Consider the following 16,490-nt stretch of genomic DNA (forward strand, 5'->3'; position numbering starts at 1 on the left):
TACAGGTCCATCCCGGTCGCCCCCACCACCACCCGTCTTCCGCACCCGCGAGGAGTGCGAGCGGGTGCTCGGACTGATCTGCGCGTTCGCGCCGTAGTGTGGAGGGCTCCAAATGCGTTTCGTCGCAACGAAAATCATGGCAATCGTGGTGGCCGGGCTGGTGGCCGGCGCGCCGGCGCCGGCGGGCGCCGACGTCGCGGTTCAACCGGCACCGGGCCGCGTTTACCCGCTGCGGCCGCCGCCCGCTCAGGGGGATCCGTTCGCGGAGGCCGACGAGCTGCGGCGCCAGATCGCCGACCTCGACGCCAACTGGGAGGGCCTGACCCCGGCAGAGCGAAACCAGCGGATCAAGGGCCTGCAGGACCAGGTCACCATGGTGGATCTGGACAGCCGCAACCTGCCCCAGGACCAAAAGGCGGGGGTGGACGCGATCCTGTTGCCGTCACTCGTCCATCTGGCGGACCTGCTTAGGAAGGTTCAGACGCCGCCCACCTCGCCGTGCATCTTCCCCGCGTGCCTGCCGGGGCTGTAGGCGTCGCGCGCGCCGAGGTTGGTGGCCCCGGTGATGATCGCCCGATCGATCTGGCGAAGCGCGTGCACCGCGGTGAGGAACCGCCGGGCATCGGCGCCGAGCTCGCCCTCGCCGTCGTGCTGCCGCGCCGCGGTCTCGGCGGCGTCGAGATCGTCGGTCGCGGAGTTGACGGTCACGCCCTCGGCTCCGTCGATGACTGCGCACAGTGCGCCGATGTTGCTGCGGGTCCGCGCGGCCGCCGCAATGAAATCCGTTGCCGGCCCGTCTGATCCGATGGGATCGGAGTACTGTTCGGCGCTGCGCGCCAGGCTTCGCCCGTAACGATCGCAGGCGGCGAATATCCGCAAGGCGCGCCGGATGCTGCGCCGGCCGGCGAACCCTGCGACCCCCGCCAGCAGCGGCTTGGCGCTGACCCGGAACTGCTGCAGCGCCCGATCGAGTTGGCGCGCCTGCTCGGTCGGGCTCACCGCCTCGTCCCCGCCGAACATGGTCGCCGTGGAGATCTCGATCAGCGCGGACAGGGTCGTCAAAACGCCGCGGCTGTCCTTGCGGATGGTGGTCCGGGTGTGGGTGGGCAACACCAGGATCGCCACCGCAACGCCGATGACGGCCCCGATCGCCGTCTCTTCGATCCGCAGCATCAGCACGCCGAAGGAGAATTGGCCCAGCAAGCCATACAGCAGCGCCAGCATCGTGGTGATCCAGAAGGTCATCAGGCTGTACGTGACGGTCATGAAATAGAAGGCGCAGAACAGGCAGACGAAGATCGCAACCAGCGAGGCGGTCGTGTTCCCGGCGAACAGCGTGGCCACCAGCACGCCGCAGGGCACGCCCAGCAGCGTGCCGAGCAGCCGCTGCCAGCCCTTCGTCAGCGTTTCGCCCCACGAGTTCGTGCCCGCGAAGATCACGAACGCCGCGATCACCGCCCAGTACCACCGGGCCGGTGACACCAGCTCACCGGTGAGGATGGCCAGCGACGCGGCGACCGACACCTGGATGGCCTGCCGGGTGGTCGGGCGCAGGCCCGGCTCGGAGGTGTCGGCCGCCGGGGGCGGCGCGCTCGCCGCTTGCAGCACGCCGGCTCTGCCGGCGGCGGCGCCCTCGACGATGGCCCGGACCTCGGCCGTCGCCTTCGCGGCGTTGATGATCGCCAGCGCCAGGCGGCGCACGGCCGGGTCGTCCGCCGCCGTGTCCTGCCGGTCGAGGATCCGCTGCGCCCGGCTCGCGGCCCGGCCGAGGCCGCCGGCCCGCGGCGTGCGGATCGCCCGCGCCAGCTGCGCCAGCGCCGCGACCAGTTCGGCGCGGGTGCCGGCGGGGATGTCCGCGGCCTGGGCGGCCGCCCGGCGACCCGCGGTGGCGACCCATTCGATGGCCAGCTCGGCGTCGAACAGCCACGGCGCCAGTTGTTCGCTGGTCACCCCGGGCCACAGCACGGCGGGATCGGCCTTGTCCTCGATCTGGCCCTGCACCATCAGCGCGGTCTCGTTGAGCCGGATGGTGCGAGCGCGCATCCGGCGGCGGCGCCGTTCGTCGAGCCGGCCGGTGCGCACCGCGTCGGCGGTCGTGTCGACCACGATCGCCATCCGCGCCCGCAACGCGCGAACGGTGGCCCGCAGCACGCGTTCGGGCCGTTCGGGCAGGACGTAGGCGCTCATGACGAACGTGCACAGCGTCCCCACCACGACCGCGCCGATCATCCAGGGCAACTCCGAAATGCGCGCTCGCAGATACAGAGTGAAGAAATAGGACATGAACGCGACCATGCCCAGCGCCCGCCCGCGTGGCCCGAAGCGGCGGATGTACACGGCGGCGAAGACGATGGCCACGAACGCGGCGTCGCCGGCGATGGGGTGCGGCGCGAGCAGCGTGGCGGTGGTGATGGACGCCGCGGCCGGCAGCGGCAGCAGCGCCATGGTGACCCGGTGCCGACGCGGGTCGGGCTCGTTGACGGATCGCGCCGCGACCATGGTGATGACGACGCCGAGCAGGGCCACCGTCAATGGCTGGCCCGCCGCCCTGGTCACCAGGTACATGATCAGCAGCGAACAGCCCAGCGCCGCGGTGGTTCGCGTCGCCATTCGAAGCCGCAGCAGGCCGGGGTCGGACCCGATCCACCAGTCCCGGGCCCGTTCGTAGAGAACAGTTATGGGGTGACCCCTCTCGTCCGCCGGACATCACATGGTTACCCGAACCTCCCCGGGCGGCCCAGGCTAGTCTTCGACGTCGTGACAGCGCCTACGCGGGCAACGCTGGCCGACGGCCGCGACCTCCTGTTCTTCGCGCTGCCCGGGCACCGTCCGGCGCCGGTCGTGGACCGCAGGCCGTTGCCGCCGCGCTCCCCGGACCAGTCGCAGCTGCGGTTCGACCGGTCGACGGGGCAGTGGGTGATCGTCGCGGCGCTGCGCCAGGACCGCACCTACAAGCCGCCGGCCGACCAGTGCCCGCTGTGCCCGGGACCGACCGGCCTGACCAGCGAGGTGCCCGCCCCGGACTACGACGTGGTGGTTTTCGAAAACCGGTTCCCGAGCCTGTCCGGCGGCGGGCAGCCCGTGGGCGCGCCCGGCGGCGACGGCTTCGTGTCCGCCCCGGGGAGCGGCCGGTGCGAGGTGATCTGCTTTTCCAGCGACCACGCCGGGTCGTTCGCGCAGCTGGAACCCGCGCACGCCCGGCTGGTCGTCGAGGCGTGGCGGCACCGCACCGCCGAGCTGATGGCCGCACCGGGCATCGAGCAGGTGTTCTGTTTCGAAAACCGCGGCGAGGAAATCGGGGTGACGCTGACCCACCCGCACGGCCAGATCTACGGCTATCCCTTTCTGACGCCGCGAACCGCCGCCATGCTGGCGCAGGCGTGCGAGCATCGAATGCGCCACGGCTCCAACCTTTTCGCCGACCTGCTGGCGCGCGAGGTCGCCGACGGCTCTCGCATCGTCGCGCGCACCGAACTGTTCACGGCGTTCGTGCCGTTCGCGGCGCGCTGGCCGGTCGAGGTGCACATCTACCCGAACAGGTTCGTGCGCAACCTCGTCGAGCTCGGCGAGGACGAACTGGCTGCGTTCGCGGACATCTACCTCGACGTGCTGGGCCGGTTCGACCGGATGTATTCGACCCCGCTGCCCTACATTTCGGCGCTGCATCAGTTCGCCGACACCGACGCCCAGGCCGACGGCTACTTCCACGTCGAGTTGATGTCGATCCGGCGCAGCGCGACCAAGCTCAAGTATTTGGCGGCCTCCGAGTCGGCGATGGACGCGTTCATCAGCGACGTCACGCCCGAGGCCGTGGCCGCGCGGCTGCGGGAGCTCGGATGACGGTCCGCTACGCCGCCCCCGGGCGGGTCAACCTGATCGGGGAGCACACCGACTACAACCTCGGCTTCGCGCTGCCGATCGCGCTGCCGCAACGCACCATGGTGACGTTCGCGCCCGACCGCACCGATGCGATCACCGTGCACAGCCAGCGCGCGCAGGGCGCGGTGCGGTTTCCGATCGACACCGTGCCCGGCCAGGTGACCGGCTGGGCCGCCTACGTCGCCGGGGTGGTGTGGGCGCTGCGTCAAACCGGCCAACCGATCCCCGGCGGCACGATGTCGATCACCAGCGAGGTGGAGATGGGATCGGGCCTGTCCTCCTCGGCGGCGCTGGAATGCGCGGTCCTGGGCGCGATCGCGGCGGCCGCCGGCATGCGCATCGACGAAAAGGAGCAGGCGCGGCTGGCCCAGCGCGCCGAGAACGACTATGTCGGCGCCCCAACGGGTTTGCTCGACCAGCTGGCCTCGCTGTTCGGGGAACCGTCGACAGCGCTGTTGATCGACTTTCGCGACCTCACCGTCACGCCGGTGGCCTTCGACCCGGAATCGTGCGGTGTCGCGCTGCTGCTGATCGACTCCAGGGCCCGGCACAGTCACGCCGGCGGCGAATACGCTGCCCGCCGCAAATCGTGCGAGCGGGCGGCCGCCGACCTGCGGGCGTCGTCGCTGCGTGAGGTCTGGGATCGTGGGCGCGCGGAGTTGGACGCGGTCGGCAACCCGATCGATGCCCGCCGCGCGCGCCACGTGCTCACCGAGAACGGCAGGGTGCTGGATTTCGTTGCGGCATTGCGCGATTCGGACTTCGTCGAGGCCGGCCACATCTTGACCTCCTCGCACGTCTCGATGCGCGACGACTTTGAGATCACCACCGAACACATCGACCTGATCGCCGACACCGCGGTGCGCGCCGGCGCTCTGGGCGCCCGGATGACCGGCGGCGGCTTCGGCGGCTGCGTGATCGCGTTGGTGCCGGACCGCCGGGCGGACGCGGTCGCCGATTCGGTGCGACGGACGACGCTCGCGGCGGGCCACCCGCGGCCGATCATCACCCGGACCCGCGCGGGCGCGGGCGCGGCGGAGGAGGGCGCGTGACGCAGCCTCTCGCAACGGCCGACCACGACGGTATCCGGGTGCTGACCCTCAACCGGCCCGATGCGCGTAACGCCCTGAGCCGCAGCCTCGTTGAGGCGCTGTTCGACGCGCTGTGTGCCGCCGACGACGACGGCGGCGTGTCCGTCGTCGTCCTGACGGGTGCCGATCCCGCCTTCTGCGCGGGAGTCGATCTGAAGGAGGCCGCGCGGCGGGGCCGGGACTACTTCGAGGTGTACGAGTCACACAACTGCGTCACCCGCGTCGGCCAGATGCGCACACCCGTGATCGGCGCCGTCAACGGCCCGGCGTTTACCGGCGGTCTCGAGATCGCGCTGGGTTGCGACTTTCTGATCGCCTCCGAGCGCGCCATCTTCGGCGACACCCACGCGCACGTGGGCATCCTGCCCGCCGGTGGCATGACCGCGCGGCTGCCGCAACTCGTCGGCGCGGGGATGGCGCGCCGAATGTCGATGACGGGTGAAATCGTCGACGCCCGCCGCGCCTTACAGATCGGGCTGGTCACCGAGGTCGTCGCCCACGCCGACCTGCTCCCCCGCGCGCTCGAGCTCGCCGCGCAAGTCGCCGCCGTGCCGAGGACGACTATGCGGGGGCTCAAGGAGATCTACCGGCGCGGATCGGCGCCGGTCATCGAACCCGCGCTCGCCGCCGAACAGAGCATCGCCGGCACGCAAGCGCCCGCCGACGATCTCGACCAGGCCTATCGCCGGGTGGCCGAGCGCAATCGCCGACAGCGGTGACCCCGGCGGGGAGTCAACTGCGATTTCCCGACGTTAGCCGTAGCTCTTGGAACAGCTGTAACGTGAGGCTATGGCTCTGACGGCGTCCCGCGACCTGTGTCGCTCCTCGGAGCGCCGTCTGCGGGAACATGACGCACTCTTGCAGCTACGCGACGCTAACCAAGGGAGTCGTGGGGACGTCCGAAGCGCGTGCGATGGCCTGGGGACTAGACGGCGAAGCGGCGGCCGTCGAACAGGCGCTCGCGGCCGGCACACCGCAGCGCGCGGGCTGGTTCCGCTTCTATTTCGAAGACCAACGCTGGGAATGGTCCGAGCAGGTGCAGCGCATGCACGGCTATGAGCCCGGCACGGTGACTCCGACCACCGAGCTGGTGTTGTCGCACAAGCACCCCGACGATCGTCGACAGGTGGCGGCGACCATCGACGACATGGTCAAGAATCGTCAGCCGTTCAGCGCGCGGCATCGCATCGTGGACACCGGTGGCGCGGTCCACCAGGTGGTGGTGGTGGGCGATCAACTTTGCGACGACGGCGGCGAGGTGATCGGCACCCACGGCTTCTACATCGACGTCACGCCGGCGTCCAGCAGCAAATCCGAGGAGGCCATCACGGCGAAAGTCGCCGCGATCGCGGAGCGTCGCAGCGTGATCGACCAAGCCAAGGGCATGCTGATGCTGGTCTACGGCGTCGACGAGGACGCGGCGTTCAATCTACTCAAATCGCTGTCCCAGGCGCGCAATATGAAGCTATGGCCGCTCGCGCGGCAGATCGCCGAGGACTTCGCCGCGCTGGGCAAGGAGGTCATCACCGCGCACGCGCGATTCGACCAGCAGTTGCTCACCGCGCACCTGCGCGCGCCTAACCGGTCGCAGTGAACCGGACCGCCCCCAAGTGCATCCGGTCGACGGCTTCGGCGAACTCCTCGCGGGTCGGTATCCGCTGGTCGCGAAACTTCAGTCCGATCATTCGCTGCGCGCGCTGCACGCCGTAGGACTCGGCGCAGCGGTGGAACAGGTCGGAGACGGTGGTGCGGTCGCGGATGAGCTCGCCGCGCATGGCCGTCGTCTTGCCGTCGTACACGACGCTGGCGGCCGCGCCGCCCCGGAAGTTCTGCTTCCACGGGGCGCCGGTCAACGCATACAGATCATGGTCGATTACGTGGGCGCTCACGGGAATTGTGAACGGCCGCCCCGTCTTTCGCCCGGTGAAGCTCAACACCATCAGCTGCTTGCGTGCCGGGCCGGCAAGCGGGGTGCGGAGCAGAAACCCGAGCACCGGGTTGACGAGACGCAGTAGTGCCGACGGCGGGTGTCCGGCGTCTATCGCATGCGACTGTTCAGGCATGCCAACACCGTAAGGCCAATCGGGCGCCGCGGCGTAGAGATTTCATCGCCGCGGCGTCCCGAAGGGCGGCCGACGATCAGGGGGTGATGGTCGTCTGGTCGTCGATGATGTTGGCGGCGTCCATCAGCGGCGCCTCATCGGCCTGCAGCGCGTCGGCGTTGAGCTGCAGCACGAACACCGCGTCCTGGCTGGGGATCACCACGGTCTTCTGCGCGACGGCCCGGGTCTTGCCGTCCTTTTGGTAAGAGCCCTTCAGCTGCCAGGCCTGGAAACCCCCGAGCGTGGAGGCCCGGCCGTTGCCGGTGCCCTGATAGCCGGGCAGCCCCAACAGCTCGTTGGGGGCGTACTGGATGATCTTCGCCGGGTCGACGTCACCGGTCAGTTTCGAGTAGAGCGCCGAAATGGTCGGGGGGTCTGACGGATTGGCCGGCTGCGCCAAGACGATGCCGCCATAGGACGTGCCGGCGTTCTGGTTGATCTGCCATCCCGCGGGCACCGGCAGGTCGACGTTGGGTCCGGGATCGCCGTGATGCACGGGGGTCTCCGTGATGTGGGCGTCACGGATGTAGTCGGCGATCGTCGGGCCGCCCGCGCTCGGCGTCGCGGAGGTCTTCGAAGTTGTCGTCGAGGTCGAGGTGGACGTCGACGTGGACGTCGACGTCGACGGCGATGACTTGTTGCTAGAGCCGCACGCCACGAGCGCCAGACTCAGCGCCACGGTAACGGTTGCTGCGGTCAAGTGTTTCATCAATCAAATCTCCCAAAGATCGGGCCGGTACCAGCGCCAGCCACGCGGAATGAGACTAGCCGAAGAAGGCGTCAAACGTTGCTAGCGGATTTCCGCGAACTCCCGGCATCGCCGAAATAACCCGCTACGAGGCGGTTATGCAGTAAGAGAACAGCTATGCGGTCACGCGCCCGACTTCGGGTCCTCATCGCGGTGGTCGCGGCGGGCGCGCTCTTCCTGACCTTCGTCGCGGCGGCCCCGCCCGTCGCCTACGACGGTGAGCCGCCGCTCGTCACCAATCCCGTCGACCACGTCGACACCCTCATCGGCACCGGGACGGGCGGTGAGACGGTGGGCGAGATCAACGGTTTTCCCGGCGCGTCCGAGCCGTTCGGGATGGTGCAGTACTCGCCGGACACCGTCGGCAACTACGCCGGCTACAACTACGACAACCCGCGCTCCACCGGGTTCAGCATGACGCACGCCTCGGTGGGCTGCCCCGCCTTCGGCGACATCTCGATGCTGCCGACCACGACCGGCCTCGGCGCGCAGCCGTGGAACGCCTGGGAAAGGATCGCCCACGACGACAGCGAGCAAGGCGCGCCGGGCTACTACACCGTGCGATTTCCCGGCACCGGCGTGACCGCGGAACTCACCGCCACCACGCGCACCGGCGTCGGCCGCTTCCGTTACCCGCGCAACGGCCGGCCGGCGTTGTTCCACGTGCGCTCCGGCGCGTCGCTGGCGGGCAATTCGCGCGCCACCATCCAGATCGGCGAGGACAACACCACGATCACCGGGTGGGCGACCAGCGGCGGGTTCTGCGGCAAGAGGAACACCTACACGGTGTATTTCGCCATGAAGTTCAGCCAGCCGTTCACCTCCTACGGCACCTGGGACGGCTACGCCGTCTACCCCGGCGCCCGCGGCGCGGCGTCGCCCTACAGCGGCGGCTACGTGGAATTCCCGCCCGGGGCGGCGCTCGAGGTGCGGACGGCGATCTCCTACGTCGGCATCGACGGCGCGCGCGCGAACCTCGCGGCCGAGGGCAACGCGAGCTTCGACCACGTGCGTGCCGCCGCGGCATCCACCTGGAATGCCACGCTGTCGCGTATCGCGGTGGCCGGCAGGAACGTTGGCAATCTGGACGCCTTCTACACCTCGCTGTACCGGTCGCTGCTGCACCCCAACACGTTCAACGACGCCGACGGGCGCTACATCGGTTTCGACGGCGCCATCCACACCGTGGAGCAGGGGCGCACCCAATACGCCAACTTCTCCGACTGGGACACCTACCGGGGCGTGGCCGCCCTGCAGGGACTGCTCTTCCCCAAGCAGGCCAGCGACATGGCCCAGTCGCTGGTCAACGACGCCGAGCAGAGCGGGTCGTTTCCCCGTTGGGCGCTGGCGAATTCGGCCACCGGCGAGATGAGCGGGGACAACGTGGTGCCGCTCATCGCGAACCTGTACGCCTTCGGCGCCAAGGACTTCGACGTCCACACGGCGTTGCGCTACATGGTCAACGCGGCGACGAAGGGCGGCGCCGGGCTCGGGGGCTACCTGGAGCGGCCGGGCATCGCCACCTACCTCGGGCTGGGCTACGCGCCGCACACCGTTGAGTTCGGCGGCGGGTGGATCTCCGATGCCTCCATCACCCTGGAGTGGTCGGTCGACGACTTCGCCATCTCCCGATTCGCCGAAGCGCTGGGCGACACGGCGACCGCCGCCGAATTTCAGGTCCGGGCGCAGTACTGGCAGAACCTGTTCAATCCCACCACCCGCTACATCTCCCCGCGCAGCACGATGGGATTCTTCCGCGACGGCCCCGGATTCGTCGATTCCCCTTCGGGTTTCGGCCAGGACGGGTACGACGAGGGCAACGCCGAGCAGTACGTGTGGTGGGTGCCGCAGAACGTCGCCGGCCTGGTGACGGCCCTCGGCGGCCGCGCCGCGGTCGTCGCGCGTCTCGACCGGTTCACCGAGAAACTCAACGAGGGCCCCAACGAGCCCTACCTGTGGGCCGGCAACGAGCCGGGCTTCGGGGTGCCCTGGCTGTACAACTACGTCGGCCAGCCCTGGAAAACTCAGCTCACGGTCGACCGGGTCCGCGGTCTGTTCGGCCCGACGCCCGACGGCGCGCCGGGTAACGACGACCTCGGGGCGCTGTCCAGCTGGTACGTGTGGGCCGCCCTCGGCCTGTACCCGAGCACCCCGGGGACGCCGATCCTCACCGTTGCCACACCGCTGTTCGACCGGGCCGTAATCGCCCTTCCCCAAGGTGGATCCATCCGGATTTCGGCCCCGGGCGCATCCGGGCCGCACCATCTGCGCTACATCGGCGGGCTGTCCGTCGACGGGGAGGCGACCGACCGCACGTGGATCCCGGAGCGGGTCATCCGCGCCGGCGGCGATCTGAAGTTTTCGCTCGCCGCTTACCCGAACAAGGTCTGGGGCACCGCCGAGGACTCCGCGCCGCCGTCGTTCGGCGCGGGCAGCTCGGCGGTGACCGTCAACGTCTCGCGTCCCATCGTCGCGATCGCGCCGGGGCGGACCGGCACCGTGAAGGTCGACCTGCAACGGATGGTCGACGGCGTCGCCGGCTACCGCATCACCGGCACGTCGTCCGACGCCGGGGTCACGGTGGCACCCGCGTCCGGGACGTTCGGCGCCGACGGGTCGGCCGGCACGGACGTCGGGATCACGGTGGCGCAGTCGGTGCCCGACCGGTACTACGCGGTGTACCTCAGCACCGCGGCCGGCGAAACCGTGCGGGGCTCAATCGTTTTCGTCGCCGTGCACAGCGGTCCCGACGAGCCCTGACCCGTCAGATCATCTCGTTCTCGGTCAGCCATCGCATCACCGGCCAGCCGGCGAACACGGGCAGCCAGCAGGTGAGCACGCGATACAGCAGGACCGACGGCACGCCGACGGCCGCGGGGATGCCGAACGCGGCCAGCCCACCGATCAGGGCGGCCTCCACGGCGCCGACACCGCCGGGCGTCGGGGCGGCCGAGGCCAGCGTCCCGCCGACCATCGTCACCACCGTGCAGGTGACGAACGTCGCCCCTCCGCCGAAGGCCTGGACGCTGGACCATAGCGCCAGCGCGGCGCCGAGAGTCGTGCCGCTGCAACCGAGTACGAGCAGCCCCAAGCGTTTCGGCTCCCGGGCCACCTCGAGGAGGTCGGCGGCCACCTCCTTCAGCCTCGGGCGCAGGTCCGTCGCCAGCCACCGCCGCAGCCGCGGCACCAACAGAAACGTGCCGACGGCGCCCAGCGCCACACCCGCGATCAGGTACAGCACCGTGGCGCTCGGGACGTAGTGCGAGAGGTCCATCTGCGCGCCCGCGAAGATACTGAACAGGATCAGCAACACCAGATGCATGACCACCTGCACCGCTTGCTGCAGCGCCACCGCGGTGGTGGCCCGCACCGCGGACAGCCCCCCGCCCTTCTGCAGGTACCGCGTGCTGAGCGCGAGCCCGCCGACCCCGGCCGGTGTCGTGGTCGCGGCAAAGGTGTTGGCCACCTGGGCTATCGACAGCTTCCAGAAGACCACCGATTCGTCGGCGCTCGCCCACAGGGCGGCCGCCGCGCCCACATACGTCAGCGCCGATATCAGCAGGCCCAGCAGCGCCCACCACCAGTTGGCCCTGCTTACCTGGGAAACGAAGGTCGGCACGGTGCTGATGAACGGGTAGGCGACATAAACGAGCGCCACCAGCAGCACCAGCTGAATGACCTGCCGGCGGGTGAACCGGGTGATCGTTTCGGTCTTGATCTGATCCGCCCCGGTTTGACGCTTCACCTCGGCGCGGGCGCCGGAGATCACGGCACCGGCGTCGGCGATCGAGCGCCGGACTTGTTTGGGCATGGCCGATTTCGTGAGCCGGCGCGACGCGGTGAGCACGGTGTCCTTGCCGAACGCGTCGATCGCCGCGGCCACCGCCGACTTCGCGTCGTACAGCGCCGACGTCGTCACCAGCAGTTGGGCGATGTCGGATTGCAGCTGGGTCTCGGTGGCGCCGTACTCGGCGTTGCCGAACCCGCCGAAGAGCACCGTGCCGTCGTCGACCGTGATCGTGGTGGCGCGCAGGTCGCCGTGGGAGACCTGGTGGTCGTTGAGGGTTCGCAGCGATTCCCACGCCCGCTCGACCGGGATCGTCTTGACGCATTGGTCGAGCGTCGTCCCCCGAATGGGCCTGTGGGAGTACAACATCCAGCCCCGGTCCAGGGGGGCGACGGCGATGGCCGACGTGTTTGCCAGGCCCAGGTCGCCGACGGCGATGGCCATCAGCGCGCGGTGTTCGACGGCGCGGCGCATCGACGCGACCAGGGGCGCGGTCTCCCTGGCGCGCAGCCGAAGCTTGCGCCACAGCTGAAGCAACGCGCCGCCGCTGCGCTCGTGCGGGCCGTACAGCTCGATCAGCGCCTCGTCGGCGGGAGAATCGGAATTCATGCAGGCGGCCGACAACACCAGCGGCCCCGGGCCGGCGGGCCGGACCACCTGAAGCCCGGAGACCACGCATCCGCGTTTGGCCAGCGCGCGCACCGTGGCCTCCAGCGGCACCTCGAGGGCGGGGGTGCCGACGACCAGCACCACCAGCGCGCCGACGAACCACCCGACCGCCAGGCCCAGCAGGGAGCGCGCCGGGACTATGGCGCTGATGAACAGGTGGATCGGCACGAAGGCCAGAAGCAGCGTCCACCACCAGTGCCGCCAGCGCGCGGGCAGCCAGGGGCCCGACACGGTCAGGACGGCCGCGAGCAGCGCGATCCACCGCGGGTCGTCCAGGATCTGGGCCAGCACGGTCTGCGGCCGATCCGTGAGGTCGAAATGCCATCGCGGCGCCGAGAAGCCGTTGCCGCCGATCGAGAGGGGCAGCACCGCCAGCAGCCCCGCGGCCGCGTAGGCGCCGAGCAGCTTCCATTGCCGCGCGGCGATCAATCCGATCAGGATCGCGAACGGCAGCGCCAGGATCGCGATGCCGTACACCAGATACACGAGATCGGATTGGGTGGGCGTCAGCACCCCGACGATCTCCGATATCGACTTCTCCAGCGCCACCCACTGCGGTCGGGTGATCAGCGAGCCGGCGATCACGATCGCGAAGAACACCACGGTCGCGGCGAGCCGGAGGATGTCGTTGGTCCGCCGGGTGAGCGGTTGCAGCAAGTTGCCCGAAACGCTGATTTCGCGCCCGTCAACCCGCATGTCGAGACCTTAACCGGATACCTGGCGGCCAGCGCGCATGAACTTGGCGGACAGCTGGTTCACATCCGACGCGCGTAGGGTCGGCGGAGATATCTAGGTAGTTGAGCTATTCGAATTGGGGGACACGACGGTGGCCAGAACCGACAACGACACCTGGGAGATCACCGAGAGCGTGGGCGCCACGGCACTGGGCGTCGCGGCGGCCCGCGCGGCGGAAACCGAAAGCGAAAACCCGCTGATCAGCGACCCTTTCGCGCGGATCTTCCTCGACGCCGCGGGCGACGGGATGTGGAACTGGTTCGCCGCCCCGGACCTGCCCGCCGAGATCGCCGAGGCAGAGCCGGACCTGCAGCCGCGGATGCGGGGAATGGTCGACTACATGGCCGCCCGGACGTCGTTCTTCGATGGGTTCTTCCTCGACGCGACCCGCGCCGGCGTGTCCCAGGTGGTGATCCTGGCCGCGGGCCTGGACTCGCGGGCGTGGCGGCTGCCCTGGCCGGACGGTGTCACGGTGTACGAGCTCGACCAGCCCCGCGTGCTGGAGTTCAAGTCCTCGACGCTGGCTGAACACGGCGCGCGGCCGACGTGCAACCTGGTGCACGTCCCGATCGACCTGCGCCACGACTGGCCGGCCGCGTTGCGGCAGGCCGGCTTTGACGCCTCCGCGCCGAGCGCCTGGTCGGCCGAGGGGCTGCTGCCGTTCTTGCCGGCGGCCGCCCAGGAACTGCTCTTCGAGCGCGTCCACGCGCTGGGCGCGGCCGGCAGCCGGATCGCGGTGGAGGCGCCGGGCCCCGACTTCCTCGACGAGGCCGCGATCGCGAAACGGCGCGCGGACATGCAGCGGATCCGTGACCTGATGGCCAAGCTGCAGCCCGAACGCGACATCCCCGACGTCCACGACCTGTGGTACTTCGAGGAGCGCGAAGACGTCGGCGACTGGCTGCGCCGGCACGGCTGGGACGTGACGGTCACGCCGGCCGAGGAGCTGATGGCCCGCTACGACCGCCGGCCCGCGCAGGACATCGAGGACGCCGCCCCGAAAACCCTTTTCGTGGCCGCCGAGCGTAGCGAGAGGGAGTGAGCGTGGCCAGGACCGACAACGATAGCTGGGAGATCACCGAAAGCGTGGGGGCGACGGCCCTGGGTGTGGCCTCGGCGCGCGCCGTGGAAACCGAGAGCGACAACCCGTTGATCAGCGATCCGTTCGCGCGGGTTTTCCTCGACGCCGCCGGCGACGGGCTGTGGAACTGGTACTCCGCGTCGCAGCTGCCCGCCGAGGTCCTTCAGGCCGAACCCAGTCTGCGGCTGCAGATGACGGCGATGGTCGGCTACATGGCTTGCCGCACGGCGTTTTTCGACCAGTTCTTCACCGACGCGGGCGAGGCCGGAATCCGTCAGGCGGTGATCCTGGCGGCGGGTCTGGACTCGCGGGCGTGGCGGCTGCCCTGGCCCGACGGTGTCACGGTGTACGAACTCGACCAGCCGCGCGTGCTGGAGTTCAAATCGTCGACGCTGGACGAGCACGGGGCCCGGCCCGCCTGCGACCGCGTCGCCGTCCCGGTGGACCTGCGCCACGACTGGCCGACGGCGTTGCGGCAGGCGGGTTTTGACGACTCGGCGCCCAGCGCCTGGTCGGCCGAGGGCCTGATGCCCTACCTGCCCGCCGCGGCCCAGGACCTATTGTTCGAACGCGTTCACGGGCTCGCCGTCCCCGGCAGCCGGGTCGCCGTCGAAGCGCTGGGGCCGAAGTTTCTCGACCCGGAATTCCGCGCGAACCGTCGCGCGCGGATGGAGCGGATCCGCGCGCTCGTCACCAAGTTGGACCCGCAGCGCGAGATCCCGAACAACGAGGAGTTGTTCTACTTCGAGGAACGGGAAGAGGTCGGCGACTGGTTCGGCCGCCACGGCTGGGACGTGACGGTGAAGTCGGCCGACGAGCTGATGACCGGGTACGGCCGCATGGCGCCCGAAGAGGTCGCGGACCAGGTTCCGGGCAACCTGTTCGTCGCCGCGCACCGGGCGCCACGTCACGCCGGCGGAACGGTCTAGGTACGGAGCGGATCCCGGCCCGCGCGTAGCCGGAGTTTCGTCCGGACGAGCGCATAAATCGCGACGAGGTCGAGCCCGATGGACGCGATGTTGAACCAGTGGTAGGTCGGCACCCATACGGCGGAAATCACCAGCGACGCGACCGCCGCCAGGAGTGCGATCGCTGACGCACCCGGCGCGCGCAGGAGCAACATCGCGGCGCTGCCCGCGACGACGATTCCGGTGACGACAAACAGCCAGCCCTGCCAGTAATCAATGGTGTACAGGCCCTGTACCAACGTGTTCAGGCCGGAAATAACCAGCACGACCGCGGCGGCGAACGGCAGCCGCGACACGTCGTCCCGCCTCATTCGTTCGTCCCGCCCCTGCGGACCCTGACCGGTAGCCATCGTGGATGGGCTACCCGGGTCGCGCGGCGATAAACGGGCCATCTCCGGGCCGCCGTGGGGACCGGCGGGCTGATTCAGCTATGCCTTCTCGTCGACGGCTGCCCGGGCCTGCGCGCGCCATTTCCGGAATCCCTGCCGCGCCGCGAACGCGCCGATGACGGCGCTCACGCACCACACCGCGATCGCCGCATAAGCCAGCGGCGACGACAGGTGCTTGATGGAGGCGCCCAGCGCGGTATAAGCGAAAGCCCGTGGCGCCGAACCGATCAGCGAGCCAACCGCCATCTGCCACAACGGAACTCCGAACGCCCCGAACGCGTAGGAGGCAAGCGCATCGGAGATGCCCGGGACGAATCGCTGACCCACGACCGCCCAGAGCCCCCGCCGTTCGATCAGCGCGTCGATGCGGTCGGCGCGTTGCCGCCCCAGCAGCGCCCGGGCGCTATCCCGGCCGGCGCGGCGCCCGACGCGACTGGCGACCATCGCGGTGCCGACCGTCGCCCCCAGCGTCACGAAGACCCCCAGCAGCGGACCGAACAGCATCCCGCTGCCGGCCGCCAGGATCGAGCCCGGCACGAACAGCGCGCCAAGGACCGCGGACACCACGACATAGGCCAGCGGCGCCGCCGGGCCGGTCGCCGAGACCGCGCGCCGTATCTCTTCGATGTCGATGACCCGCGTCACGGCCACCAGGTAGAACATCGCGGTCAGGAAGGCGGCGAACACCGCGAGCCGCACGATGTGGCGGCGTCGGGATATCGGAGCGGACTCGTCGTTGTCGGCCATGTTGACCGCGAGTCTAAGGCCGCTGAGCCACGACGATCGTCTAGCCCGCCGCGTCAGGGGCGCCCATGCCGCGATGCTCGAGGAAGCCATCCAGGCGCCGATCGAGCGGCCAGTTCGCATACTCGTCGCTGCCGTAGGGGCAGTCCAGGAATCGGCGTGCGAGCTCGTCGATGTCGGTGTCGATCGGCGCCGGGGAGACCAACCGGCCCGCTGGTGCAATAGGTTTGTGCCGCACAGTCTTTCGCTTGCCGCGTGCCTCTGGCCTCGCTCCGTCTGACCGCGGCGAGCATGGGC

Annotated in this window: 15 protein-coding genes; 8 read left to right on the forward strand and 7 right to left on the reverse strand. The window is 69.8% G+C overall.

Annotated elements, in window-relative coordinates:
• The first annotated feature begins 136 nt into the window (after positions 1–136).
• Positions 137–532, forward strand: coding sequence for a hypothetical protein (locus tag A5655_RS19425; RefSeq protein ID WP_156764942.1), 396 nt, complete (start codon positions 137–139; stop codon positions 530–532).
• Here A5655_RS19425 and A5655_RS19430 read toward each other — a convergent pair.
• Positions 478–2,610 carry an FUSC family protein gene (locus A5655_RS19430; protein ID WP_067012773.1) on the reverse strand — a complete coding sequence of 711 codons (2,133 nt, stop codon included), beginning with the start codon at positions 2,608–2,610 and terminating at the stop codon, positions 478–480. The two genes, A5655_RS19425 and A5655_RS19430, sit on opposite strands and share 55 nt — an antisense overlap.
• 147 nt (positions 2,611–2,757) lie before the next feature.
• Between A5655_RS19430 and galT the strand changes: the two genes are divergently transcribed.
• From galT to A5655_RS19450, 4 genes are all read left to right on the forward strand, one after another.
• Positions 2,758–3,840: a galactose-1-phosphate uridylyltransferase gene (gene galT / locus A5655_RS19435; RefSeq protein WP_067012775.1), complete on the forward strand. Its 1,083-nt coding sequence runs from the start codon at positions 2,758–2,760 to the stop codon at positions 3,838–3,840.
• Positions 3,837–4,931: a galactokinase gene (locus tag A5655_RS19440; protein ID WP_067012777.1), complete on the forward strand. Its 1,095-nt coding sequence runs from the start codon at positions 3,837–3,839 to the stop codon at positions 4,929–4,931. The genes galT and A5655_RS19440 overlap by 4 nt, the downstream gene beginning before the upstream one ends.
• On the forward strand, positions 4,928–5,689 hold the full coding sequence (locus A5655_RS19445; RefSeq protein ID WP_067012779.1) for an enoyl-CoA hydratase: 762 nt from the start codon (positions 4,928–4,930) through the stop codon (positions 5,687–5,689). Before A5655_RS19440 ends, A5655_RS19445 begins: the two co-directional genes overlap by 4 nt.
• A gap of 194 nt (positions 5,690–5,883) precedes the next feature.
• Complete coding sequence (locus A5655_RS19450) at positions 5,884–6,564, forward strand: PAS and ANTAR domain-containing protein (RefSeq protein WP_067012781.1); 681 nt, start codon at positions 5,884–5,886, stop codon at positions 6,562–6,564.
• Here the strand turns inward: A5655_RS19450 and A5655_RS19455 are convergent.
• Positions 6,548–7,033 (reverse strand): hypothetical protein, encoded by a 486-nt coding sequence (locus A5655_RS19455; RefSeq protein ID WP_067012783.1) that lies wholly within the window; start codon positions 7,031–7,033, stop codon positions 6,548–6,550. The two genes, A5655_RS19450 and A5655_RS19455, sit on opposite strands and share 17 nt — an antisense overlap.
• A gap of 76 nt (positions 7,034–7,109) precedes the next feature.
• Entirely contained in the window at positions 7,110–7,781 is a 672-nt protein-coding gene (locus A5655_RS19460) for an LpqN/LpqT family lipoprotein (RefSeq protein WP_067012785.1), read from the reverse strand.
• Positions 7,782–7,937: 156 nt separating this feature from the next.
• Between A5655_RS19460 and A5655_RS19465 the strand changes: the two genes are divergently transcribed.
• Positions 7,938–10,580, forward strand: a complete 2,643-nt coding sequence (locus A5655_RS19465) for a GH92 family glycosyl hydrolase (RefSeq protein ID WP_067012788.1) — start codon at positions 7,938–7,940, stop codon at positions 10,578–10,580.
• 4 nt (positions 10,581–10,584) lie between these two features.
• Here the strand turns inward: A5655_RS19465 and A5655_RS19470 are convergent, their stop codons facing one another.
• The gene (locus A5655_RS19470) at positions 10,585–12,972 is read right to left on the reverse strand and encodes a lysylphosphatidylglycerol synthase transmembrane domain-containing protein (protein ID WP_067012790.1); all 2,388 of its coding nucleotides are present in this window, start codon (positions 12,970–12,972) and stop codon (positions 10,585–10,587) included.
• A gap of 130 nt (positions 12,973–13,102) precedes the next feature.
• Between A5655_RS19470 and A5655_RS19475 the strand changes: the two genes are divergently transcribed.
• Positions 13,103–14,053 (forward strand): class I SAM-dependent methyltransferase, encoded by a 951-nt coding sequence (locus A5655_RS19475; RefSeq protein WP_067012956.1) that lies wholly within the window; start codon positions 13,103–13,105, stop codon positions 14,051–14,053.
• 2 nt (positions 14,054–14,055) lie between these two features.
• Positions 14,056–15,021, forward strand: a complete 966-nt coding sequence (locus A5655_RS19480) for a class I SAM-dependent methyltransferase (protein ID WP_067012792.1) — start codon at positions 14,056–14,058, stop codon at positions 15,019–15,021.
• On the opposite strand, the gene A5655_RS19485 is transcribed toward A5655_RS19480, so the two are convergent.
• The 3 genes from A5655_RS19485 to A5655_RS27990 all read right to left on the reverse strand — a co-directional run bounded on the left by A5655_RS19485 (position 15,018) and on the right by A5655_RS27990 (position 16,398).
• The gene (locus A5655_RS19485) at positions 15,018–15,356 is read right to left on the reverse strand and encodes a hypothetical protein (protein WP_156764943.1); all 339 of its coding nucleotides are present in this window, start codon (positions 15,354–15,356) and stop codon (positions 15,018–15,020) included. The genes A5655_RS19480 and A5655_RS19485 overlap by 4 nt on opposite strands.
• 132 nt (positions 15,357–15,488) lie before the next feature.
• Positions 15,489–16,196, reverse strand: a complete 708-nt coding sequence (locus A5655_RS19490; protein WP_067012796.1) for a TVP38/TMEM64 family protein — start codon at positions 16,194–16,196, stop codon at positions 15,489–15,491.
• Positions 16,197–16,236: 40 nt separating this feature from the next.
• Complete coding sequence (locus A5655_RS27990; RefSeq protein ID WP_156764944.1) at positions 16,237–16,398, reverse strand: hypothetical protein; 162 nt, start codon at positions 16,396–16,398, stop codon at positions 16,237–16,239.
• Between the last annotated feature and the right edge of the window lie 92 nt (positions 16,399–16,490).

It is taken from the genome of Mycobacterium sp. 1081908.1, from assembly GCF_001673535.1.
Taxonomy (GTDB): Bacteria; Actinomycetota; Actinomycetes; order Mycobacteriales; family Mycobacteriaceae; genus Mycobacterium.

What these genes read in the sequence shown, in the direction of transcription:
- A5655_RS19470 (WP_067012790.1), bottom strand. Translation starts at nt 12,972, where the DNA reads ATGCGGGTTGACGGGCGCGAAATCAGCGTTTCGGGCAACTTGCTGCAA.
- A5655_RS19430 (WP_067012773.1), bottom strand. Translation starts at nt 2,610, where the DNA reads ATGGCGACGCGAACCACCGCGGCGCTGGGCTGTTCGCTGCTGATCATG.
- A5655_RS19425 (WP_156764942.1), top strand. Translation starts at nt 137, where the DNA reads ATGGCAATCGTGGTGGCCGGGCTGGTGGCCGGCGCGCCGGCGCCGGCG.
- A5655_RS19455 (WP_067012783.1), bottom strand. Translation starts at nt 7,033, where the DNA reads ATGCCTGAACAGTCGCATGCGATAGACGCCGGACACCCGCCGTCGGCA.
- A5655_RS19490 (WP_067012796.1), bottom strand. Translation starts at nt 16,196, where the DNA reads ATGGCCGACAACGACGAGTCCGCTCCGATATCCCGACGCCGCCACATC.
- A5655_RS19460 (WP_067012785.1), bottom strand. Translation starts at nt 7,781, where the DNA reads ATGAAACACTTGACCGCAGCAACCGTTACCGTGGCGCTGAGTCTGGCG.
- A5655_RS19440 (WP_067012777.1), top strand. Translation starts at nt 3,837, where the DNA reads ATGACGGTCCGCTACGCCGCCCCCGGGCGGGTCAACCTGATCGGGGAG.
- A5655_RS19465 (WP_067012788.1), top strand. Translation starts at nt 7,938, where the DNA reads ATGCGGTCACGCGCCCGACTTCGGGTCCTCATCGCGGTGGTCGCGGCG.
- A5655_RS19450 (WP_067012781.1), top strand. Translation starts at nt 5,884, where the DNA reads ATGGCCTGGGGACTAGACGGCGAAGCGGCGGCCGTCGAACAGGCGCTC.